Below are 22840 nucleotides of genomic sequence, written 5' to 3' on the forward strand. Positions count from 1 at the left end.
AATGCTGATCGAATCGCGGAACTCGATCAATTCGACGATGAGCCCGTGCTCGAAACGCACGAAATCGGCGAGGTCGACGCGGCCCTCGAGGCCGGTGCCGCGATGCCGTCAGCGCACGCTGCGCCGGAGCGCGACGCGGCCGCCGTCGATGACCACATCGTCGATCATCGGCTCCGACTGGCAGAAGTCTATGTTGATGGCGCGCAAAATATTGAGCAGCGCATCGACGCCCGTATGCCGGCCGGCATAGGGAATGCGCGTCTTGTCGCCGACGAACTCGCAGACGACATCCGGCGAGAACAACTCGTGGATGACGCTGAAATCGCCGTTCTCGGCCGGCTGCGAGGCGATCAGATCGAGGCGGCGACGGATTTCGTCGCGTTCCAGCCCCGGCGGGCGATGGGCGAAAAGCTCTTCGATATCGGTCATGGGCGCCTCGATTCGCGCTTTCTTCTCAGGGGCGGGGCTCGTCCCTTTCGATGAGCTCGTGGTCGCTGAAGGGATTCCAGCCGTGATAATCGAGATATTCGAACACTTCGACGACCATGCCGTTTCGCCAGGACAGGAAATGCGCCATGTCCATGGTCGCCGTGCGGCCGGAGTTGCGATGCCGCCAGGAGTTGCGCCACCGCACCGCCGTCATGTCGCCGTCCACCAATATGTCCAGCACCTCGCTGCCGAGGGGCTCATAGTCGACGTCGGTGAGACGAATATTCTCGCGAAACGCCTCGCGGCCATGTAGGACGCCGGGAAGAAACAAGCCTTCCTTGGTCGCGTGATAGCGAACGATCACATCCGGCGCAAAATAACGCAACATCTCCTCGATCTGGCCCGACATGCGCAGGCGCGTGATCTCGAAGACATTGTGTCTCAACTTGCGACGTTCCTCTTCGTCAGGCGCGTCGATTTTCGGCTGCATCGCGCCTCTCCGTCGTAGGGGCGGCGTCTCGGCCGCTCCTGTCTCGACGTTGCGTTCGATCCGAGCTGAACTTCCCTATGGCCCCCTCCATCGCGCTCGACGACAGCGCGATCCGATCGGCTCGGCTCGCGCTCTCGAAACATTCGTTGGGAGCGAATTCTGATCGATCGAGCGATTCCGCTCGATCGGAACGCGCTCTAATTGCGGTCCTTGTCGACCAGCCGATTCTTGCCGATCCAGGGCATCATCGCGCGCAGGCGTCCGCCGACCTCCTCGATCGGATGGGCGGCGTTGCGGGCGCGCGTGGCCTTGAAGGACGTCTGGCTCACCTTGTTCTCGAGCATCCAGTCGCGGGTGAACTTGCCGGACTGAATGTCCTCGAGCACGCGCTTCATCTCGGCCTTGGTGTCCTTGGTGACGATGCGCGGGCCGGTGACATATTCGCCATATTCGGCCGTGTTGGAGACCGAATAGTTCATATTGGCGATGCCGCCCTCATAGATGAGGTCGACGATCAGCTTGACCTCGTGAAGGCACTCGAAATAGGCCATTTCCGGCGCATAGCCAGCCTCGACCAGCGTCTCGAAGCCATTGCGGATCAGCTCGACGAGGCCGCCGCAGAGCACGACCTGCTCGCCGAAGAGATCGGTCTCGCATTCCTCGCGGAAGGTGGTCTCGATTATGCCGGCGCGGCCGCCGCCGATCGCCGAGGCGTAGGAGAGGCCGAGCTCGAGCGCATTGCCGGAGGCGTTCTGATGCACGGCGATGAGGCAGGGGACGCCGCCGCCCTTCAGATATTCGCCGCGCACCGTATGGCCGGGGCCCTTGGGCGCGACCATGATGACGTCGAGATCCGCGCGCGGCTCGATGAGATTGAAGTGGATGTTGAGGCCATGGGCGAAGAGCAGCGCCGCGCCGGGCTTGAGATTCGGCGCGAGCTCGGCGGCGTAGATCTCGCCCTGCAGCTCGTCCGGCGTCAGCATCATGACGACATCGGCCCATTTGGCGGCCTCGGCCACCTCCAGCACCTTGACGCCGGCGCCCTCGGCCTTCTTGGCGGAGGCAGAGCCCTTGCGCAGCGCGACCGCGACCTCGCCGACGCCGGAATCCTTGAGGTTCAGGACATGGGCGTGGCCCTGGCTGCCATAGCCCACCACCGCGACCTTCTTGCCCTTGATCAGATTGATGTCGGCATCCCGATCGTAATAGACGCGCATATTCTCGCTTTCCCCCGCAGGACGACAGTCGGCCGTCGCTAGTCTTCAAGAGCGCCGCAACCGCCGGTCGCGCCGGTGGAGTCGGTTTCCTGATTGATTTTACGTGGCTTTTCTCTCGTCTCGGGAAGAACCGCAGGACGAGAGCGTATTTCGCCGACCTTTCTACGCGTCCGGCGCGCGAAGGTCAAAAATTAAGGATTTGCGCGGTCAGATCGGGTCCGGCCCGCGCGAGATCGCCGCGACCCCCGTCCGCGACACCTCGACGAGGCCGATCGGGCGCAAAAGATCGACGAATTCGTCGATCTTGTCGGGCTTTCCGGTCAGCTCGAAGATGAAGCTCTCGATGGTGGCGTCGACGACGCGGGCGCGGAAAGCCTCGGCCAGCTGCAGAGCGGCGTTGCGCTCCTCGCCCTTGCCCTTGACCTTCACCATGGCCAGCTCGCGCTCCAGCGAGCGGGCGGAGACGGTGAGGTCGGTGACCTTGTGGACCGGCACCAGCCGCTCGAGCTGATGCTGAATCTGCTCGATCGTTTCCGGCGTGCCGGAGGTGACGACGGTGATGCGCGAGAGATGCTCGCCATGGGCGACCTCCGCCACCGTCAGGCTCTCGATATTATAGCCGCGCCCGGAGAACAGGCCGACGACGCGCGCCAGCACGCCCGGCTCATTGTCGACCAGCACGGCGAGCGTATGCGTCTCCACATTGGAGCGCGACGTCGGGGACGAGTAGGGCGAGGGTGGCGAGAGGGGAGCGTTCATGGGTCCGTTTCCAGCGAGTGGCGAGTGGCGAGTGGCGAATAGCGAGTAGCTCTATTCGCTACTCGCTATTTCGCTATTCGCTCACACCAGCATCTTGCCCTTTTCGTCGATGATCGAGCCGAGCTCGACTCCGGCGTCGTCGGAGAGATCGGCGAGCAGCATGTCGTTATGCGCCTTGCCCGAGGGGATCATCGGGAAGCAATTCTCGCCCTTCTCGACGAGACAGTCGAAGATCACCGGCCCGTCATAGTCGATCATCTCCTGAATGGCGCGATCGAGATCGGCGGGATCGGAGCAGCGAATGCCCTTGGCGCCGAAGGCCTCGGCGAGCTTCACGAAATCGGGCAGCGCCTCGGAATAGGAGTGCGAGTAGCGTCCGCCGTGCAGCAGCTCCTGCCACTGGCGCACCATGCCCATATATTCATTGTTCAGGATGAAGATCTTGACCGGCAGCCGATATTGGATCGCCGTCGACATCTCCTGAATGTTCATCAGAATGGACGCCTCGCCGGCGATATCGACGACCAGCGATTTGGGATGCGCGAGCTGCGCGCCGATCGCCGCCGGCAGGCCATAGCCCATTGTGCCGAGCCCGCCGGAGGTCATCCAGCGATTGGGCTCGTCGAAATGATAATGCTGCGCGGCCCACATCTGATGCTGGCCGACCTCGGTGGTGACGTAAGGATCGCGATCCTTGGTCAGCGCATAGAGCCGCTGCACGGCGTATTGCGGCTTGATGACCTTGTCCGAGTTGCGGAAGGCCAGCGACTTGCGGTCGCGCCATTCGTCGATCTTCTTCCACCAGGCGTCGAGCGGCTGCTTCTCGGCGTGCATCGCCTCGGCGCGCCAGATGCGCACCATGCTCTCGAGCACATGGCCGCAATCGCCGACGATCGGCAGATCGACCTTCACATTCTTATTGATCGAGGAGCGATCGATATCGATGTGGATTTTCTTCGAGCCGGGCGAGAAGGCGTCGAGCCGTCCGGTGATGCGATCGTCGAAGCGCGAGCCGACGGCGATCATCAGATCGCAGTCGTGCATGGCGTTATTGGCCTCGAAAGTGCCGTGCATGCCGAGCATGCCGAGCCAGTTCGGCCCAGAGCCCGGATAGGCGCCGAGGCCCATCAGCGTCGAGGTGATCGGAAAGCCGGTGAGCGACACCAATTCGCGCAGCAGCGTCGAGGCGGCCGGGCCGGAATTGATGACGCCGCCGCCCGTATAGAAGATCGGCCGCTTGGCGGCGGCCATCATCTTCACCGCGCGGCGAATGGCGTCGGTGTCGGCGTCGAGCTTGGGCTGATAGGTCTTGTGATGCACATTGCGCGGGCCGGTGTAGGCCCCCGACGCGAATTGCACATCCTTGGGAATGTCGATGACGACCGGCCCCGGCCGCCCGCTGGAGGCGACATAGAAAGCCTCGTGCAGAATGCGCGGCAGATCGGCGATATTCTTCACCAGATAATTATGCTTGGTGCAGTGGCGGGTGATGCCGACCGTGTCGCATTCCTGAAAGGCGTCGGAGCCGATGAGATGCGTCGGCACCTGGCCGGTGATGCAGACCAGCGGAATGGAGTCCATCAGCGCGTCGGTGAGGCCGGTGATGGTGTTGGTGGCGCCGGGGCCGGATGTCACCAGCAGCACGCCCGGCTTGCCGGAGGAGCGGGCGTAACCCTCGGCGGCGTGCGCCGCGCCCTGCTCGTGGCGCACGAGAATATGCCGCACCTTCTCCTGGTGGAAGAGAACGTCATAGATCGGAAGGACGGCGCCGCCGGGATAGCCGAAAAGCACTTCGACGCCCTGGTCCTTCAGGGCCTCGACCACCATTTCCGCTCCGGTCATTTGCTTCGCCATTCTCTCCAGCTCCGCTTTCCTCGACCCTCGAGACGTAGGGCCGCGCGGGCGCGCCCCCATAGGCAATAAAAAAGGCCCCCTGGAGGGCCTCGGATAAGCGCCAGCGGCGGAAGCTCGGGATCAGACCCGCTCCGTCTCCAGCGCCCTGCCTACGAGAAGAATGCCCTTCACGGCCCGCTCCAGGTGAAATAACGGAGCAGACGTTACGGGAGACGACCGCAGGGGTCAAGGCGATTCCGCGGGCATAGGGGCGATCGGCGCGCGCGCCGGTCTCCTGAGCTTGGCCGGCGCGGCGAATTCGTGTACGGCTCCGTCGCCTCCCCACGAGAACGAGTCGAAGATGAAGCGCTTTTTCGAATCCTTCCTGTTCATGTCGCGCTGGCTGCTCGCGCCCTTCTTCGTCATGCTGGCGGTGGGGCTGCTGGAGCTGCTCTATAAGGCGAGCGTACGTCTCTACGAGGCGACGGCGCATCTCCTCACCGCCGCCGAATCCGACATGACGCTGCTGGTGCTGGACCTCATCGACATGACGCTGACCGGCGCGCTCGTGGTGACGGTCATGCTGTCGGTCTACGAGAATTTCGTCTCGAGAGTCGATACGAAGAACCAGCCCGGCTGGCCGGACTGGATGGGCTCGATCGATTTCTCCGAGCTGAAGCTGAAGCTGCTCTCGACCATCGTCGCCATATCGGCGATCAAATTGCTCGAAGCCTTCATGGACGTGCCGCACACCAACGACCGGGAGCTGTATTTCTATCTCGGCATTCATATGGTGTTCGTCGTCTCGACGCTGGCCTTCGCTCTGTCGGAGCGCCTCGCGAACGGCCATGGCAAGAGCCATGACGTCAACGGGCATTGACGAGCGGGCCAAGAGGCCGGCTCAGCGCTTCTTCACGAATTCCGTGCGCAGCACCAGACCTTTGATGGCGTCGTGCCGGCAGTCGATCTCCTCGGGATCGTCGGTGAGGCGGATCGATTTGATCACAGTGCCCTGCTTCAAGGTCTGATTGGCGCCCTTCACCTTCAGATCCTTGATGAGGATGACCGAGTCGCCGTCGGCGAGCACATTGCCGGCCGAATCCTTCACGACTTTCGCCTGCGCCGCCGCCGCGGCGAGCTGCGACGCCGGAACCCATTCGCCGCTCGCTTCGTCATAGACATAGTCTTCGTCGTCGGCCACGCGAACCTCTTTTCGATTGAACGCCGCGCGCGAGAGCCGCGCATCGGGATGCGCTCTCTTAGGCGACCGCGCCGCCTCGGCGCAAGGTGAAGCTCTGCGATGGTATTGTCGGGCCGGCCGCCTCTCAGAATCGGCGGCCCGGCGGCGCGGGCGCGCATTTCATCACGGCGATGACGCCGCCATCGTCATATTTCAGCGTGCCGGCGGCTATGTCGAGCAGGTTGCGAACATGCTGGTCGTGGCATTTGCCATTCGCGGCGACGCAGACGCGGTCCTGGCCGAAGCTCACCGCATCCTTGTCGACGCTGACCGCATAAGTGACCTTTTGCGTCTCGCTGGAGCCGCTCGCGCCGGAGACATAGGAATCGCCGTCGCGATATTCCTCGGCGACGCCGTCCTCCCAAATGAGCTGCACGAAGCGCCGGCCGGTGTCGATGTCGATCGCGACCGTCCGATTCGTGCGCCCGCAATCGAGATGAATTTCTGAGGCGAGGGCGTGCGGCGCGAGCAGCAGCGCGAAGGAAGCAAGGGCGTAGAGTGAGGCGTTCATTCCATGTTCCGCAATGCGCGCGCGGCGCGGCCTCGTCAATTTCTCGGCAGGGAGGAGCGCATCTCGTCGCAAGCGCGCAATTGCGCCTCGGTCGCGGACCAATAGGAGATTTCGCAAAGCGCCTGATAGCGGCTGGCGACGAAGAGCGACCACAGAAAATAGCCGAAGCCTGCGACGCCGAGCGCGAGCAGCATGTTGCGACTAAAAGCGTTCATGATCGCCCTTTCGCGCCGATGCGGCCCGACGCCTTCCACCCTGTCATCCTGGCGCTTGCGTATGGCGGGGTCAAGCGCGTCCGGCTGAATGGTTGGGCGCGTTCCCCCTTCTCCCCGCAATGCGGGGAGAAGGAAGGCGGCAAATGCCGCGCGAACCAATCGGCGAAGCCGTATCAGTCCAGTGTCTGGCGGAAGCGCATCACCGCGACGCCCATCGCCGCCAGAGTGAAGACGCCGAGCGCGAGCGTGTCGCTGGTCAGGTCGCCGAAGCTCGAGCCTTTCAGCATGATCGAGCGCACGATGCGCAGATAATGGGTGAGCGGCAGCGCCTCGCCGACATATTGCGCCCATTGCGGCATGCCGCGGAAGGGGAAGAAGAAGCCCGAGAGCAGCATATTGGGCAGGAAGAAGAAGAAGGTCATCTGGATCGCCTGCAATTGATTGACGGCGATCGTCGAGAATGTGTAGCCGACCGAGAGATTGGCGGTGATGAACAAGAGCGTCAGCGGCGCCAGCGCGAGCAGCGAGCCGACGATCGGCACGCCGAACAATAGCGTCGCGACGATGAGGATAATGCCCATCTGCACGCCGCCGACCACGACATAAGGCGCGATCTTGCCGAGCATGATCTCGGTCGGCCGCACCGGCATTGCGAGCAGCGCCTCCATCGTGCCGCGCTCGATCTCGCGCGTCACCGAGAGCGCGGTGTAGATCAGCATGGTCATTGTGAGAATCGTGCCGACGAGTCCGGGCACGATGTTTCGGCGCGTCTCGCCAGCCGCATTGTAGCGGCGATGCACCCGCACCTCGAAAGGCGGCGGTCCTTGCGCGAGATGCGCGAGCGGGCCGGTCAGCTCGCGGTCCAGCGCGCTCGCGGCCGCGGCCGTCACGGCGGAGACGGCGCCGCCGGTCGCCGTGGGATCGGTGGCGTCGGCGACGACGAGCACGGGAGGCCGCTCGCCGCGAATGACGCGCCGGCCGAAATCGGGCGGCACCTCTATGACGAATTGCACGCGATTGGAGAGGATCAGCTTCTCGGCGTCGCTCTCGTCCGTCGCCGCGGCGATGATGTCGAAATAATCGGTCGTGCGGAGCGCCGCGACGAAGGAGCGCGCCAGCGGCCCGTCGTCCTGCACCAACAGCGCCGTGGCGAGATGCTTGGGATCGGCGTTGATGGCGTAGCCGAACAGCAAGAGCTGAATGAGCGGAATGCCGACGATCATCGCCAACGTCACGCGGTCGCGACGCAGCTGAATCAGCTCCTTCACGAACATCGCATAGAGGCGCCCGAGCGCGGCGCGTATGTTCGGCGGGACGCTCATGCGCGCGCCTCTCTATGCGTCATGAGGTCGATGAACACATCCTCGAGCGAAGGCTCGCCGCGCGTCCATTGCTGCGGCGCGTTCTCGCCGAACGCGCGCACGATCTCCGCGAGGCGCGCGGCGTCGCGGCCGGCGACATGCAGCGCCATGCCGAAAGGCGCGACCATGTCCACGCCCTCGGTCGCCTTCAGCCGCGCGGCGAGCGCGCCGAGGTCGGGGCCGGTCACGATGTAAGTGGAGAGGCCGGAGCGGGCGACGATCTCGGCGATCGTTCCCTGCGCCAAAAGGCGTCCGTCGGCGATATAGGCGATCTCGTGACAGCGCTCCGCCTCGTCCATGTAGTGGGTGGAGACGAGCACGGTGAGGCCTTGCGCGGCGAGCGAATGAATCTCGTCCCAGAAATCGCGCCGCGCCTTGGGATCGACGCCCGCCGTCGGCTCGTCGAGCAGCAGCAGCGCAGGGCCGGGCAATATGCAGGCGGCGAGCGCCAAGCGCTGCTTCCAGCCGCCGGAGAGCTCGCCGGCGAGCTGCTCGGCGCGCTTGTCCAACCCTAAGCGAATGAGCGCCTCCCGCGCCGCCTCCACGGGCCGCGCGAGGCCGTAGATGCGCGCGACGAATTCGAGATTCTCGCGGATCGAGAGATCGGCGTAGAGCGAGAAGCGCTGCGTCATATAGCCGACCCGGCGCTTGATCTCGTTTTGCTGCGTGCGAATGTCATAGCCGAGGCAGGAGCCGCGGCCGGAATCGGGCGTCAGCAATCCGCAGAGCATGCGGATCGTCGTCGTCTTGCCGCTGCCATTGGGGCCGAGGAAGCCGTGAATGCGGCCACGCTCGACGCGCATGGTGAGATTGTCGACCACCTTGCGGGCGCCGAAGGATTTGGTGAGCCCCTCGGCCTCGATGGCGATCTCGACGCCGCTCACGGCGCCGCGCTCTCGGCGGAAAGGCGCACGCGCACGGGAAGGCCGAGCGGCAGCAGCAGCGCTCTGTCCTCGAGCCGCGCCTCCGCCTTGAAGACGAGCTTGGCGCGCTCCTGATCGCTGAAGATCACCGGCGGCGTATATTCCTCCCGCTGCGCGATGAAGCTGATGCGGCCGGAAAGCCCCTTCTCGCAGCCGTCGCATTCGACGGCGACGCTGGCGCCGAGCTTCGCCGCGGCGAGCCGCTCCTGCGGAACATAGAAGCGCACCTTGCGATTTTGCGGCGGCAGCAGAGAGAGCGCCGGCTGGCCGGCGGCCACCATCTCGCCGGCGCGGAAGAAAATATCCTGCACCACGCCCGCCGCCGGCGCGACGACCTTCTGCCGCGCGATGCGCGTGTCGAGCTGCTCGATCTGCGCGCGCGCCATGACGATCGCCGATTGCGCGGCGTCGATCTCCTGATTGCGGCTCGGCAGGCGCGCGACCTCGATCTGGCGTTCCGCCTCGGCGAGCGCGGCCTTGTCGCGATCGCGCGCCATCACCGCCTGATCGAGCGCCGATTTCGGCGCATTGCCATGCGAGTAGAGAATGCGCTTGCGCTCATATTCGGCGGCCGAGAGCGCGGCCGAGGCGCGCGCGGCCTCGACGGCCGCTTGCAGCACGGCGATCTGCTGCGGACGATTCATCGAGGCGCGCAGATTCTCGAGCTGCGCCTGCATTTGCGCCAGCCGCGCGGCGGCTTCCGCGCGTTGGCGGTCCAGCACCGGCGTGGCCATGGAGAAGAGAGGCTCGCCTTCCGCGACCTCCTTGCCGGCCTCGACGTCGAGCCGGGCGAGACGCTCGCCCTCCACCGGGCCGATATAGAGAAGCTCGCCCTCGACATAGCCGAGGAAGGCGCCGGAGCCATAGGCGTCGCCGCGCATCCGCCATAGGCCGAGCGTGACGGGGATCAGCAGGACGAGCAGGAGCCAGCGTCTCATTTCCGTCCTCGCAACGGCGGACGGAGCGGGCCGGCGCGCCCGATATGCTCGATCCGAGCCTCCCCCTCGCGTCAGGCTGTTAAGTCGCGCGGAGGGCGCGGTCAAGACCCTGCTGGCGTCGCAAGGGCGTGGCCAAATCCGGCGTATGAGCTATATTGTCGACGATTTCGAAAAGCAGGCCGACCATGAAACCCTATATCGCGATCGTCCATCAGGAAGAGGGCAGCGCCTATGGCGTGAGCTTTCCCGACGCGCCAGGCTGCTTCTCGGCGGCCGACGAGCTCGACGATCTCTTCGTCATGGCGACCGAGGCGCTGGAGCTTTGGGCGGACGGCATGCGCGAGGACGGCGCGCCGATCCCCGAGCCGCGCGAGCTATCGAAATTGAGAGACGACCCAGAATGGGCGGAGAGCTTCGAAGGAGCCGCCTTCATCATCGCCATCGAAGCCCCTTGGGACAGGCTCTCGCGCGCGGCGGAATAATCAGTCCTTCGGCCAGCCGGCCTGACGATAAATGTCGGCGGCGGTCTTCGGCGGAATATTCTTCTTTGGATGAGCGACGGTGACGCGTCCGACGATGTTCGGATGCTTGTATTGCCGATGCGAGCCCTTGGAGCGGACGAGCAGCCAGCCTTCGCGTTCCAGACGACGGATGATCTCGCGGCTGTCGGCGCGGCTGTCGGTGAGCATGAATCACTCCAGTGAAGAGGCTGGAGGATACCGCAAGCCAATTCGCGTCAATTGCAAAAAGCGTCAAAAGTGGTCGACTTCGCCGGTTTATCCCATGTGAGGCTCTGGCCGCGACGTAAAATCAAATATTCACAAGTAGAAAATCTGTCCTCTCGCTCGAGCGCTCGTCGCCGCAATTGACAATGCACTACTGATTTATTCAAGGAAAGGGAGCGGGGCGACCGCAGGGAGGGAAACGGCCGCCCCGGCCGGACGCTCAGAAGAAGCCGAGCTTGTCCGGGCTATAGCTGACCAGCAGATTCTTCGTCTGCTGGTAGTGATCGAGCATCATGCGATGATTCTCGCGGCCGATGCCGGACTGCTTGTAGCCGCCGAAGGCCGCATGCGCCGGATAGGCATGATAGCAATTGGTCCACACGCGTCCCGCCTGCACGGCGCGGCCGACGCGATAGGCGCGGTTGATATCGCGCGTCCACACGCCGGCGCCGAGGCCGAAGATCGTGTCATTGGCGATCGCCACCGCCTCTTCATCCGTGTCGAACACCGTCACCGACACGACGGGTCCGAAAATCTCCTCCTGGAACACGCGCATCTTATTATTGCCGGCGAGCACTGTGGGCTTCACATAATAGCCGCCGGAAAGATCGCCGCCGAGCTCGGCGCGTCCGCCGCCGATCAATATGTCCGCGCCTTCCTTCTGGCCGATGTCGATATAGCCGAGGATCTTCTCCATCTGCTCCTTGGAGGCCTGCGCGCCGATCATCGTCTTGGCGTCGAGCGGGTCGCCCTGCACGATGGCGCCGACGCGCTTCACCGCCTTCTCGATGAATTTGTCATAGATGCTTCGGTGCACCAGAGCGCGGCTCGGGCAAGTGCAGACCTCGCCCTGATTGAGCGCGAACATGGCGAAGCCTTCGAGCGCCTTGTCGAGGAATGCGTCGTCCTCCGCCGCCACATCGGCGAAGAATATGTTGGGCGATTTGCCGCCGAGCTCCAATGTCGTGGGGATGAGATTGCGCGCGGCATATTCGCCGATCAGCCGTCCCGTGCTGGTCTCGCCGGTGAAGGCGATCTTGGCGATGCGCGGCGAGGAGGCGAGCGGCTTGCCGGCCTCGAGGCCGAATCCATTGACGATATTGACGACGCCGGCCGGCAGAAGATCGCCGACGATCTTCGCCCATACGAGTATGGAGGCGGGCGTCTGCTCGGCCGGTTTCAGCACCACGCAATTGCCCGCCGCAATCGCGGGAGCGAGCTTCCACGCCGCCATCAGCAGCGGGAAGTTCCACGGGATGATCTGGCCGACGACGCCGAGCGGCTCGTGGAAATGATAGGCGACCGTGTCATGGTCGATTTCCGATATGCCGCCTTCCTGCGCGCGGATCGCCGAGGCGAAATAGCGGAAATGATCGATGGCGAGCGGAATGTCGGCGGCCGTCGTCTCGCGGATCGGCTTGCCATTGTCCCAGCTCTCGGCTTCCGCCAGCGCCGCGAGATTTTGCTCCATGCGATCGGCGACGGCGAGGAGAACGCGCGCACGCTCGCCGACGCTGGCGCGGCCCCAAGCGTCCTTGGCGGCATGGGCGGCGTCGAGCGCGAGCTCTATGTCGGTCGCGTCGGAACGCGGGACCTCGCAGAGAATCTGTCCATTGACCGGAGTCACATTCTCGAAATAGCGGCCGGCGCGCGGAGCGATCCAGCGGCCGCCGATGAAATTCTCGTAGCGCGCCTCGAACTTCGGCGTCGTGGAGCGGAGGAATTCGGGCCTCGTCATGACGTTTCCCCTTTAGTGTCTCTGCGCCTTTGCGGCGTCGGGGGAGATCATCCGCCCGCGCGGTCGGCGGCGCCAGAGGGGGGAACGCATGACGGAGCGAGAGGTGTCGCAAATTTGCGACACCTGCGGCGGTTTCTAATGTCCCTGCGACAATCCGAGCCGCCCGAGCTTGCGATGCAGAGTGGCGCGGCTGACGCCGAGCAGGCGCGCGGCGGCGGTCACATTGCCATTGGCGCGGGCGAGGGCGCGGCGAATGGCGCCGCGCTCGGCGTCTTCCAGCTCGCTTCGCTGCGGCTCTCCGTTCTGCAGCTCGGTCTCGCCGGCGCCGCTCAGCAGATCGGCCGCCGCCAGCTGCGCCGCTATGCGCGCATCGGTGACGCCGAGCTCGAGCCGCGCCGCGCGCGTCGCGCCGATGACGAGATCGTGCCGATCGACGGCGATCAGCGAGGCCGAGTTTCGATCGGCCTGCGGCGAGAGCAGGATGCGCGCCTCGGCGAAAGCGCGGCGGAAGTTCAGCGCCTCTATCGTGCGCGCGGCGTCGACGACGGCGACGGAGAGCAGATTGGTCAGCCCGTCGGCCAAGGTCTCGCGGCAGGAGGAGACGTCGAGCGCCGCCGCCAGCCGTCCCAAATGATCGAAGATCGGCGCGGCGGTGCAGCTCAGCCCGGTGTTCTGGGCATGAAAATGCTGGTCGCGATGGATCGTCAGCGCGCGCTCCTCGACGATGCAGGCGCCGATGGCGTTGGTGCCCTGATGCGCCTCGCTCCATCGCGCGCCGGTCCGCAATCCGCGCCGGTCGAAAATCTCGGCGTCCGCAGGGGCGCCGCGGCGCTCCAGCGGAACGCCGCGCGCATCGGCCAGAAGAACGCAGCAGCCGAGATCGCCTATGGCGGCCGAGAGCCGCTCCATCACGCTCTGCGCGACGCGCGCCAGCGGCTCCAGCCTCTCGCGCGACTCGCGCAATTCGGCGGCGGTGAGAATGGCGGGCGCGAGGCTCGCCGCCGGATCGAGCTTATGCAGCGTGACGCAGCGGCGCCAGGAGGCGGCGACCGCCGAGCGCGCCGGCGCGGTCTCGTCCGCGACCACCGAGCGCACGCGGTCCAAATGCGAATTGGCCAAATGCGAATTGGCGATGTCTCCGCTCATGCGAAGCTCCCTTTGTCGCCGAGACTATAGAGGGAAAGCGCGCCCGGCGCACGCGTCGCCGCGTCGCATTCCGGCCGGCGAGATTATGCGAAGGATTTACGAAAATCTTTACTATATTGCGGCGTAATTCACCGCCATGGTCAGTGAAGCTCGCGTTGGTCGAACCGCAAGGTTCGAGAAGTCGAGCTCGCGAATACTTGCGCTGAAGCTACGTAGCGCGGACAAAAAACCGCCAAATTGTAACTTCAGTTTCTCGAACAATGCTCGGGATCGGAGAGAAGAAGCTTCGTTCCGGGCGCGTGTGGCGTAGTCGAGCGGCTCGCTCTTGGAGACGCTTCGACAGTGTGCGTAACGGAAGTCCTTCCGAAAGTGGGGGTGGATGCGTAAGAATCCCGGTGAACGATGCTCTTCCAATTCATTGCCTCGCCGTGAAATCTCTCGCCGCATTCTGCTCTCGACTCTTTTTCTCGCCGGCGCCCTCACCGTGGGCGGTCTGGCGGGTCTCGCGATGCGCAGCGCCGAGCAGAAGCCCGAGCCGCCCGCAGCCGCCGCGCTCACGATAGACAGCCCCGAGGAGACGACGGCCTCGATCGAGTCGCCCTCCTTCTCCATTCCCTTCGGCGTGCTGGTCGGCGATCTGCGCTCCCATGCGGCGCCCAAGACGGTGGTCGCCGCGCTCGAGGCGCCGAAATCCCTGCCGACGCCTCCGCTGGCGCCCGTGGCCGCGCCGACGCCGCCCGCCCGCAAGGACGCGGGCCTCGAGCAGCAGGTCGCGGAAGAGGAAGAAGACAGCGCGCCGCTGCCGCCGCCGCGCCCCTCCGAATTCGGCCTGCGCGTCCATCTGCCCACCATTCGCAGCGCGCGCAAGACCGCCTCCGCGTCGTCCGCGGAAGAGGAGAGCAGCCCCTCCTTCTTCGAGAAAGTCTTCGGCCCGCTGCGGCCCACCGGCAAGGCGCTCGCCTATGCTGCGCCGGAGACCGGGCTCTTCGACGGTCTGCGCAATGTGACGCGCAGCAATCCGACGACGGCCTATGACAATCAGACCGCCGTCTATGACATCAGCGCGCATACGGTCTATCTGCCGGACGGCACGCGTCTCGAGGCGCATTCGGGCCTCGGCGACAAATTCGACGATCCGCGCTTCGCCCATGTGCGCATGCGCGGCGTCACGCCGCCGCATACTTACGATCTCACCTTCCGCGAGAGCCTGTTCCATGGCGTGCGCGCGATCCGCTTGACGCCGGTCGGCGGCGAGGGCGCGATCTTCGGCCGCGCCGGCCTGCTCGCGCATACTTACATGCTCGGCCCGCGCGGCGACTCCAATGGCTGCGTGTCGTTCAAGAATTACGCCGCCTTCCTGCGCGCTTTCGAGCGCGGCGAGATCAAGCGTCTCGTCGTCGTCGGCAAGCTGTAAGCAAAAGCAACGCTCTCCCCTCATGCTGAGGAGGTCGCGAAGCGGCCGTCTCGAAGCACGAGGGGGGTCCAGAAGGCGTCGCGTGAAATTTCCCTCGTGCTTCGAGACGCGCCTTTCAGGCGCTCGGCATGAGGGAAATTTCATTTCGATCGTTCCCGCGTCCGAAATCCCTTACAATTTCTTCGGCTCGTCGAAGGCGGGCAGATTGCGGCAGCCGAGCGCGCCATATTCCTCGACGCGCTTGCGCGCGCCCGGCGTGCCGCGCCGCGTCGGATCGAGCGCGATCCAGGAAAACAGCGTGAAGGCCGCGTCGCAAGGCTTGCCCACGGCGACATAGGCGTTGGCCAGCTCGACGAATAATCGCTCATGCACTTTGGCGCGATCGTGGAACAATTCGATCGCCGTCTTATATTCGCCGATCGCCGCGTCATAGCGCTTGGCCGCGAACAGCGTCCGCGCGCGCAGATAATGAAAATCCGGCTGGATCGGCTGCTCGGAGATCAGCGCGTCGGCGATCTTCAGCGCGCCCTCCGCATCGCCGATGCGCAGGAACAATTCGCCGGCGCGGCCCTTCTCGATCGCGCTGTCCGGGCAGGCCGCCGCGAAGCCGCTGTAGCCGCGCGCGGCGACGCGCTCCTCGCCTTCGACGATCAGCGCCTCGGCGAGAGCGGCGATCGCGCGCTTGTCGCAGGGCTCGCGCAAAAGCTTGGCGAGCGGCGCGGAGATTTTGGGCGAGGCGACGAGGCCCGCCCGCAAAGGCTCCATCTCGAGCCGGGCGTAGAGGGGCGCATATTCGTCGGCCGGGGTCGGCGCGCCGACGGCTTCCGCCGCCGTATAGGCCTCGCGGCGCAGAAAATCGCCGAGCTCGGGCGCGACGACGACAGCGAGCCCGAGCGCCGCGGAAATCGCGACCAGCGCGCCGATCCAGACGCGGCTCCTTTCCGGCGAAGGCGGCGGGGCGATGCGGTCCCCGCGGTCGATCTCCATGGTCTATCGTCCCAATGCGCGCGTCGACAATTGTGACGAAAGCTAGCGTGAAATCGCGGCGAAAGCGCGTCCGGCTTTTCCCTCGTCTCAAACCTCCCGCAAAATCTCCTCCAGCGCGGCGTCCAGCGCCTCGGGCTCCGGCTCCTCTATCGTCGCGCTCTGCGTGAAGATCAGCGCGCAGCGCACATTTTTGTGCGGATAGAGCCGCCGCGCCGCGGCGCGATAGACGGCGAGCTGGCGCAATTGCGCGGGCGTCGCCGGATGGCGCGGCGCGCCGGTCTTGAAATCGGCGACGATGACGTCGGTTTCCGTCTCGGCGAGCCGGTCGATGCGGCCGCAAATGGCGATCTCGCCGCGCGGGCTGTCGAGCTTCGCGACGATCTCCACCTCCGGCGCCGAGCCCGGGCCGAATAAAGGCGCGAGCGAGGCGTGGTCGATCACCGCGAGCACGGCGGCGACGAGCCCCTGGCGCTGCGCGGCGTCGAGCGGGGCGGCGCGCAGCTCCAGAAAGCGCAGCGCGGCCTCGACGCGCCGCTCCGGCGGCGTGTCCGGCAGGCGTTGCAGCAGCGCATGGGTGAGCCGGCCGACCAGCAGACGCTCGCGGTCGCGCCGCGTCGGCGCTGCGGTCTCCTCGCCGGCGAAAGGATCGGCAGCCGCCAGCGCCGTCGCCGGCCGCAAGGGCGGGGCCGGCGCGCGCTCCTCCGGCGCCGGCGCGCGCGCATAAAGTGGGACGATGATCGGCTCGGCCTCTCGCGTCTCTTTCGCGGCTGTCGCGCCATGCGCCGTGACGCCATAGCGCAAAATCTGCTTCGTCTCGTCCAGCGGGTCCGGCGCGCTGTCGCAGGCGGGCTCGAGCGCGTTGCGGATCGCGTCGTACCAGCAGCCGGCGCCGCGCCCCGCCGGCCCATGGAAGCCGCCGACATAGAGCCGCTCCTCGGCGCGCGTCAGCGCCACATAGAGCAGCCTGCGATGCTCCTCTCGCGCCGCCTCGCGCAGCGCCTCGCGGGCGTCGGCGACGGCGGGCGGATCGGCGGCCATAGCGCCGGACCAGACCAGCGTCGCGCCGTCGTCCTCGCCGAGCCGGAATATCTTCGGATCGTGCCGGCCGGAGGGGCCGCCGCACGTATCCGGCAGAAAGACGATCTTCGCCTCCAGGCCCTTGGAGGCGTGCACGGTCATCACGCGCACGGCGTCGCCGGCCGCCTCCATGTCGCGCTTGACGGAGAGTTGCAGGCTCTCGACGCTCGCCAAAAATCCGGCGAGACCCTGCGCCTGCTCGCGCTCGAAGGTGAGCGCGAGGCGCAAGAATTCGTCGATCGCGTCATTGGCTTCCTGGCCGAGCCGGCCGACCAGTTTTTCGCGGCCGCCGCCGGCGCTGAGAATATGGCTGTAGAAATCGAATGGCGCGCGCGTGCGCGCCTCGCGCGCCCAAGCTTCGACGCGCGCCGCCGCCTCTCTATGCGCCGGCTCCGGCGAGGCGGCGAGCGCATCGATGAGCGCGCCTTCGCGCTTGGGCGCGAGGGCGATGAGATCATCATCGGTGAAGCCGAAGAGCGGCGATTTCAGCAGCGTCGCCAGAGTGAGATCATCCTCGCGCAGCAGCGCGACGCGGCCGAGCGCGACGAGGTCCATCACCGCAATATGGCCGGAGAGATCGAGACGATCGGCGCCGGCGACGGGAATCGCCTCCGCCTTCAGCGCGCGAATGACGCCTTCGAAAAAAGCGTCGCGCTTGCGCACCAATATCATCACATCGCCGGGCCGCACGGGGCGCATCGCGCCTCTGTCCTCGACGCATTCGCCATTCTGCGGCGCGAGCAGGGCCATCACCTTGCGCGCGATCTTTCGCGCGAGCCGCGCAGGCGGGCCGGCCTCGTTCACATAATCGAGCGGCAGGCGCCAATCCTCCGGCGTCTCCGCGCCCTGGGACGATTCCGGCTCCCATATCTCGACGAGGCCGGACACGTCGCTCTTCCACGCCTCATGCACGGGCGCGGGCTCCTCGCGATCCGCCGCGAGGCCGCGCCTGTTCTCCTCGACGGAGAAGACGATATCCACCGCGCCGAGCACTTGCGGCGAGGAGCGGAAGGAGCGCGTCAGCCGCACAGGCTCGAAGCGGAGCTCGGCGTCGCGGAAACGGCGCTCGAAATCGCGGCGCATGGCGTCGAATTTCTCCGGCGCGGCGCCTTGAAAGGAGAAGATCGATTGCTTCTCGTCGCCCACGGCGAAAAAGGTGCGGATGCGCCGCGTGGCGCCGGCGCCGGCGCAGAATTCATCGGCGAGCGCGGCCAATATGTCCCATTGCGCCGCGCTCGTGTCCTGCGCCTCATCGACGAGAATATGATCGATGCGCGAATCGAGCTTGTAGAGCACCCAGGACGGGCTCGAGCTTTGAAACAGCCGGCGCGTGCGCTCGATGAGATCGTCGAAATCGAAGAGGCCACGATTGCTCTTCATCCGCTCATAGGCCGAGAGAATGGCGTCGCCGATCCGCGCCAGCGCTATGGAGCGATCGAATGCGGCGGCGGCCTTGCGCTTTTCCACCAGCGCGACGAGCCGATCGCGCTCCTCCTCGAGCCGCGCCAGCAACGCCGGCTGCTGCTTTTGCAAAGCGGCGGAAATGATCTTCTGCTTGCCGAGCCCGCGCGGCTCGCCATCCTTCTTGAAGAAGACCGCCAAATACTCTTCGACACACGCCGAATGTCGATCGCTCGCGCCCCCTCTCCCGCGCAGCGGGGGAGGGCCGGGGAGGGGGCCTGCCAGACCCGCGGCGAGCATCAATTGCGTCGCGAGCTTTCCATCATTCGCGCCGCCGCCGCGCAGCGCTTGCGCGATTCCATTCCAATCGCGCGGCGCTATCCCGCCCTCGATAATCGCCCGCTCCACCGCCTCGAGCGTCTCGCCTTCGCGCAGCCCCAAGCGCTCGCGCAGCAATTCCGCATAATCGCCGGAAGAGAGATTGCGATGCGCCGCCCTATGGCCGAGCAATTCCGCGATCAGCTCGTCGAAGCCGCCGCCGGAGCAGAGCCGCGACACCGTCTCCAGCGCCGCGCGCAATTCGCCTTCGTCCAGCACGGCGCGGGCGAGCGTTTGCCGCCGCGCGCGCTCCAAAAGCTCGGCGCGCTCGAGATCGTCGAGCACGCGGAAGGACGCCGCGACATTGGCCTCGAAGGGAAAGAGATGCAGAATCCTTTCACAAAAAGCGTGGATGGTCTGAATCTTCAGCCCGCCCGGCGTCTCCACTGTGCGCGCGAATAGGCGCCGCGCGAAGACGAGCTCCGCGCGCGAGGGCTGCGGCGCGCCGGTGGCGAGAATCGCGGCGGTCAGCGCCTCATCGTCGAGCAGCGCCCAGCCGGCGAGAATATCGAAAATGCGCGCCGCCATATTTGCGGCCGCGGCCTTTGTGTAGGTGAGGCACAATATGCGCGAGGGCGGCGCGCCGGCGAGCAGCAGACGCACCACGCGCTGCGATAGAACATGCGTCTTGCCCGAGCCCGCATGGGCCGCCACCCAGGCCGATTGCGCGGGGTCGGAAGCGGTCCGCTGCCGTTCCCGCGTGTCCTTGGCGATGGGGCGTCTGTCGCTCATCCAATTTCCATTCAGAGCGAAGGAAAGCGCTCTAAGGCGATGTCTTCTCGATATTCTCGGCCACGACCTCGTCGATCATGCTGTCGAGATCGGTCGCCTTCGTCTCTTTGGTGAAGAGGAGCGCGATGATCGTCGAGGCGCCGAGCGCGGCGAGATAGAGGCCGACCGATTCCGCTCCGTAATTTTGCGCGATCCATGTCGCCACAAAGGGCGTCAGCGCCGCGCCGAGTATCGACGCGAGATTATAGGAGACGCCCGAGCCCGTATAGCGCGTGTTGGTGGGGAAAAGCTCCGGCAATATCGCCGACATGGGCCCGAAGGTGAGGCCCATCAGCGACATGCCTATGCTGAGGAAAACCAATATGAGCCCGTGATTGGCGCTCTCGCCCGTGCCGATGAGATCCTTGGAGAGGAAGAAGCGGAAGGAGAGGCCGAACAGCACGATGCCGCTCGTCACGATCAGCAGCAGCTTGCGGCGGCCGATCCTGTCGGCGAGATGCCCCGAGACGGGGATGAAGCCGGCGAAGAACAGCACCGAAATGAGCTGCAGCACGAGAAAATCGCGATAGCCTATGCCGAGATTGCCGAGCGCGACCTTGCCGATGCCATAGGACAAAATCCATGTCGTCATCAGATAGAAGAGACCATAGGTCGCGACCATGATGAAAGTGCCGAGCAAAAGCTCTTTCGCATTGTTGCGGAACACATGGGCGAGCGGCGATTTCAATTTCTCGCCGCGCTCCAATGCGCGCGCGAAGACCGGCGTCTCATGCAGCTTCAAGCGCACATAGAGGCCGAGCGTGACGAGCAGAATGGAGAGCAGAAAGGGCAGGCGCCAGCCCCAGGCGAGGAAATGCTCGTCCGGCGTCGCGCGCGTCGAATCGAAGGCGAAGAGAATGGTGAGCGTAAGGAAGAATCCATTGGCGAGAATGAATCCGAAAGGCGCGCCGAGCTGCGGCCACATGGCGGCCCAGGCGCGCTTGCCCTTATCGGCGGTTTCGGTGGCGAGCAGCGCCGCGCCGGACCATTCGCCGCCGAGGCCGACGCCCTGGCTGAAACGGAAAATAGTGAGCAGGACTGGCGCGAACAGGCCGATCTGATGATAGGTCGGCAGAAGGCCGATGGCGAAAGTGGCGAGGCCCATCAGCAGCAGCGAGCCGACGAGCGTCGCCTTGCGCCCGACGCGATCGCCGAAATGGCCGAAGAGGACGGAGCCGATCGGCCGCGCGACAAAGGCGACGCCGAATGTCGCCATGGAGGCGAGCAGCGCTGCGCTGCCCGCGCCGGCGGGGAAGAACAAGAGCGGAAACACCGACACGGCGGCGGTGGCGTAGATGTAGAAATCGAAGAATTCGATCGTCGTGCCGACGAGGCTCGCGAAGATGATGCGATTGCGATAGCGATAGCTTTTATCCGACCCTTCGAGAGCCATTTTCAAATTCCTCGCCCATGTTCGAATGCTGCGCGTCGATCCGGCGTTTATGAGGATCGAAGGCCGTTTCGGGAAACCATACAAGAAATGTAGTTTGACCGCTATCGAAGGCGGTCGCCGCCCCCGGCTCCGATCTTTTGCTTAGCGAGACGTGAATCTTCGGCTGCGCGGCGTCGTCCCGAAGCGGGAAGAATGGCACGAGAGGTGGACAAAGCCCGTCCGAATCGGGGGTGCCGAAAATCGGCGGCCGATTCTTTGCCGAAACGTCAAGAAGTGTGGTGAAGACTTCGTGTCCTCGATTTTCATTCGTCGCCATGCGCGATGCGCGGGAAGCCGCGTCGATAGGCTTAGCCGAAAGTGAATCCGATGACCGTGTCCGTCGTCCCGAAGTGAGAGCGGCGGCACGAGGCGAGAACAATACAAGTCCGAATCGGGAGCGTCGAAAATCGGCCGCCGATTCCTTGCCGAAGCGTCAATCATCATGGTGAACGCCGCGTCTCGGCCGCGACCACGCCGCGGTCGCCGTGGCCGCGCCGCCGTCCTGGCGGCGCGGCTCAAGCGCCTCTCAGGGCAGAGTGCTGAAGAAAAGACCCCTGACCCGGCCGTCGGGAGCGAGGTCGATGCGCCATTCGGTCTCGTTTTTTTCGAATTGTGCGCGATAGACGTCCCAGCCGTCCACGCCGACGCCGACGAAGCGAATCTCGCCGAGCGCGCCTTTCGCCGAGAGCTCCTCCGCGACCGCCTCCGCTCGCTCGCGCGCCAATGTGGCGAGCGGCTCCGTCATGCGCGCGGCGTCGATCTCTCTGCGCCGGGCGTCGTCGATCGTTCGGCGGATCGCCTCTTCGCTGTCCGGCTGCGGCCGATTATCGCGGATTCTGCGCGTCAGCTCCTCCGCCGCACGCTCGGCCTCCGCTTCGTCGATCCGCCGCGCGACCAGCTCGACGCCGTTCTGATGGATCGTCAGCGCATTCACTGATTGATCGCTGTCTATGGAAAAGACGAGCTGAGCCGGGACGACCTTCAGAAAGAACTCGGTCTCGCTTTCTGGAAAAATCTCATAGGCGGCCTGCCCGGTCACCTGACCGAAGAGCCGGTCGTCGACGCGCGTGATTTTTATCACGCCCCCGATGGCGTCGAAGCGATAGGCGCCGACATAGCGATCATAGATTTCTGGATTTACGGGCGTCGTCTTGCGCGGGCGCGCCTGCTCGTAGCGGCGCTGCGCGATCAGGTCGAGCGATGTCTGCGTCATGGTGGTCTCCTTTGCGAGCGTTATGAGTTCGTCGAGCGAGAGCGTCCCACCCTTGGAGAGCTTCGTTCGGGCGGCGCCGACGAGCGCCAGCTTCTCGTCGATGCGCTGGCGTTGTTCGGCGAGCGCCGACTGCTGCATTTCCAGTGTTCGATCGAGATCGACCGCGCGCCCCTCGAGCAGCGCGGCGATGCGCGAGAGGCTGAGGCCGAAGCGTTTCAGAGCGAGCACTTCGTGGAGACGGGCGATCTCCTTTTCGCCGTACAGCCTCCAGCCCTTCGCCGAACGGGCCGGCGTCAGCAGGCTGCGCTGCTCATAGGTTCGGAGACCGCGAACGGTGACGCCGATGCGCTCCGCACATTCCGCCGCGGTCAGCAACACGTCCTTGCGCTTCGACTCTCTCACTGGACGAGCCCTCCTGTTTCTCGGGTCTAATCTATGACCCAAGGGACGGCGCAAGCGTCATTTTGCGACATCGGAAGCGGCGCGGCGCGAGGCCCCCGTGTCCGGCGTCGCCGGCGTGCGCAAGGCGCGGCATGTCGCGTCGATAGGCTCAGCGAAAAGTGAATGCGGCGCCGCTTCCGCCGTCCCGAAAATGGAATTGCGGCACGAGACGCGCACAAACCCTGTCCGAATCGGGCCCGC

22 protein-coding genes are annotated in these 22840 nt (G+C 65.2%); 3 read left to right on the plus strand and 19 right to left on the minus strand.

Annotated elements, in window-relative coordinates:
• Positions 1 to 108 precede the first annotated feature (108 nt).
• From METLW4_RS0119145 to METLW4_RS0119165, 5 genes are all read right to left on the minus strand, one after another.
• Positions 109 to 429, minus strand: coding sequence for a hypothetical protein (locus METLW4_RS0119145; RefSeq protein WP_018267849.1), 321 nt, complete (start codon positions 427 to 429; stop codon positions 109 to 111).
• Positions 430 to 454: 25 nt separating this feature from the next.
• Positions 455 to 874 (minus strand): nuclear transport factor 2 family protein, encoded by a 420-nt coding sequence (locus tag METLW4_RS0119150; protein WP_245258473.1) that lies wholly within the window; start codon positions 872 to 874, stop codon positions 455 to 457.
• Positions 875 to 1116: 242 nt separating this feature from the next.
• Entirely contained in the window at positions 1117 to 2136 is a 1020-nt protein-coding gene (gene ilvC / locus METLW4_RS0119155) for a ketol-acid reductoisomerase (protein ID WP_018267851.1), read from the minus strand.
• Positions 2137 to 2343: 207 nt separating this feature from the next.
• The gene (gene ilvN / locus METLW4_RS0119160; protein ID WP_026191637.1) at positions 2344 to 2895 is read right to left on the minus strand and encodes an acetolactate synthase small subunit; all 552 of its coding nucleotides are present in this window, start codon (positions 2893 to 2895) and stop codon (positions 2344 to 2346) included.
• A gap of 81 nt (positions 2896 to 2976) precedes the next feature.
• Positions 2977 to 4749 carry an acetolactate synthase 3 large subunit gene (locus tag METLW4_RS0119165; protein ID WP_018267853.1) on the minus strand — a complete coding sequence of 591 codons (1773 nt, stop codon included), beginning with the start codon at positions 4747 to 4749 and terminating at the stop codon, positions 2977 to 2979.
• A gap of 340 nt (positions 4750 to 5089) precedes the next feature.
• On the opposite strand from METLW4_RS0119165, the gene METLW4_RS0119170 reads away from it, so the two are divergent.
• A complete protein-coding gene (locus METLW4_RS0119170; RefSeq protein WP_018267854.1) occupies positions 5090 to 5608 on the plus strand; it encodes a TIGR00645 family protein in 519 nt (172 codons plus the stop codon).
• A 21-nt stretch (positions 5609 to 5629) separates the two neighbouring features.
• Here the strand turns inward: METLW4_RS0119170 and METLW4_RS0119175 are convergent, their stop codons facing one another.
• From METLW4_RS0119175 to METLW4_RS0119200, 6 genes are all read right to left on the minus strand, one after another.
• Positions 5630 to 5929, minus strand: a complete 300-nt coding sequence (locus tag METLW4_RS0119175; protein ID WP_018267855.1) for a zinc ribbon domain-containing protein YjdM — start codon at positions 5927 to 5929, stop codon at positions 5630 to 5632.
• A gap of 124 nt (positions 5930 to 6053) precedes the next feature.
• Positions 6054 to 6479 (minus strand): hypothetical protein, encoded by a 426-nt coding sequence (locus METLW4_RS0119180; RefSeq protein ID WP_018267856.1) that lies wholly within the window; start codon positions 6477 to 6479, stop codon positions 6054 to 6056.
• A 35-nt stretch (positions 6480 to 6514) separates the two neighbouring features.
• On the minus strand, positions 6515 to 6694 hold the full coding sequence (locus METLW4_RS27930; RefSeq protein WP_157235254.1) for a hypothetical protein: 180 nt from the start codon (positions 6692 to 6694) through the stop codon (positions 6515 to 6517).
• A 173-nt stretch (positions 6695 to 6867) separates the two neighbouring features.
• Positions 6868 to 8016 carry an ABC transporter permease gene (locus METLW4_RS0119190; RefSeq protein ID WP_018267858.1) on the minus strand — a complete coding sequence of 383 codons (1149 nt, stop codon included), beginning with the start codon at positions 8014 to 8016 and terminating at the stop codon, positions 6868 to 6870.
• The gene (locus METLW4_RS0119195; protein WP_018267859.1) at positions 8013 to 8939 is read right to left on the minus strand and encodes an ABC transporter ATP-binding protein; all 927 of its coding nucleotides are present in this window, start codon (positions 8937 to 8939) and stop codon (positions 8013 to 8015) included. Before METLW4_RS0119195 ends, METLW4_RS0119190 begins: the two co-directional genes overlap by 4 nt.
• Positions 8936 to 9916 carry an HlyD family secretion protein gene (locus tag METLW4_RS0119200; protein ID WP_018267860.1) on the minus strand — a complete coding sequence of 327 codons (981 nt, stop codon included), beginning with the start codon at positions 9914 to 9916 and terminating at the stop codon, positions 8936 to 8938. Before METLW4_RS0119200 ends, METLW4_RS0119195 begins: the two co-directional genes overlap by 4 nt.
• Before the next feature lie 185 nt (positions 9917 to 10101).
• On the opposite strand from METLW4_RS0119200, the gene METLW4_RS0119210 reads away from it, so the two are divergent.
• Complete coding sequence (locus METLW4_RS0119210) at positions 10102 to 10398, plus strand: type II toxin-antitoxin system HicB family antitoxin (RefSeq protein ID WP_018267862.1); 297 nt, start codon at positions 10102 to 10104, stop codon at positions 10396 to 10398.
• Here METLW4_RS0119210 and METLW4_RS0119215 read toward each other — a convergent pair whose 3' ends face one another.
• The 3 genes from METLW4_RS0119215 to METLW4_RS0119225 form a co-directional block, all read right to left on the minus strand.
• Positions 10399 to 10605, minus strand: a complete 207-nt coding sequence (locus tag METLW4_RS0119215; protein WP_018267863.1) for a type II toxin-antitoxin system HicA family toxin — start codon at positions 10603 to 10605, stop codon at positions 10399 to 10401.
• Between the two features lie 256 nt (positions 10606 to 10861).
• A complete protein-coding gene (gene adh / locus METLW4_RS0119220) occupies positions 10862 to 12379 on the minus strand; it encodes an aldehyde dehydrogenase (protein WP_018267864.1) in 1518 nt (505 codons plus the stop codon).
• Between the two features lie 135 nt (positions 12380 to 12514).
• The gene (locus METLW4_RS0119225; protein ID WP_018267865.1) at positions 12515 to 13525 is read right to left on the minus strand and encodes a helix-turn-helix domain-containing protein; all 1011 of its coding nucleotides are present in this window, start codon (positions 13523 to 13525) and stop codon (positions 12515 to 12517) included.
• A gap of 418 nt (positions 13526 to 13943) precedes the next feature.
• On the opposite strand from METLW4_RS0119225, the gene METLW4_RS25420 reads away from it, so the two are divergent.
• Positions 13944 to 14939 carry a DUF2778 domain-containing protein gene (locus METLW4_RS25420; RefSeq protein ID WP_018267866.1) on the plus strand — a complete coding sequence of 332 codons (996 nt, stop codon included), beginning with the start codon at positions 13944 to 13946 and terminating at the stop codon, positions 14937 to 14939.
• A 171-nt stretch (positions 14940 to 15110) separates the two neighbouring features.
• Here the strand turns inward: METLW4_RS25420 and METLW4_RS0119235 are convergent, their stop codons facing one another.
• From METLW4_RS0119235 to METLW4_RS0119250, 5 genes are all read right to left on the minus strand, one after another.
• Positions 15111 to 15926 (minus strand): tetratricopeptide repeat protein, encoded by an 816-nt coding sequence (locus METLW4_RS0119235; RefSeq protein WP_018267867.1) that lies wholly within the window; start codon positions 15924 to 15926, stop codon positions 15111 to 15113.
• A gap of 87 nt (positions 15927 to 16013) precedes the next feature.
• A complete protein-coding gene (addA, locus tag METLW4_RS0119240) occupies positions 16014 to 19514 on the minus strand; it encodes a double-strand break repair helicase AddA (RefSeq protein WP_018267868.1) in 3501 nt (1166 codons plus the stop codon).
• Positions 19515 to 19545: 31 nt separating this feature from the next.
• Positions 19546 to 20946: an MFS transporter gene (locus tag METLW4_RS0119245; RefSeq protein WP_018267869.1), complete on the minus strand. Its 1401-nt coding sequence runs from the start codon at positions 20944 to 20946 to the stop codon at positions 19546 to 19548.
• Positions 20924 to 21262, minus strand: a complete 339-nt coding sequence (locus METLW4_RS27935) for a hypothetical protein (RefSeq protein WP_157235256.1) — start codon at positions 21260 to 21262, stop codon at positions 20924 to 20926. The genes METLW4_RS0119245 and METLW4_RS27935 overlap by 23 nt, the downstream gene beginning before the upstream one ends.
• Positions 21263 to 21511: 249 nt before the next feature.
• On the minus strand, positions 21512 to 22600 hold the full coding sequence (locus METLW4_RS0119250) for a MerR family transcriptional regulator (RefSeq protein ID WP_026191639.1): 1089 nt from the start codon (positions 22598 to 22600) through the stop codon (positions 21512 to 21514).
• Positions 22601 to 22840 lie beyond the last annotated feature (240 nt).

The organism is Methylosinus sp. LW4 (assembly GCF_000379125.1).
In the GTDB taxonomy this organism is placed as follows: domain Bacteria; phylum Pseudomonadota; class Alphaproteobacteria; order Rhizobiales; family Beijerinckiaceae; genus Methylosinus.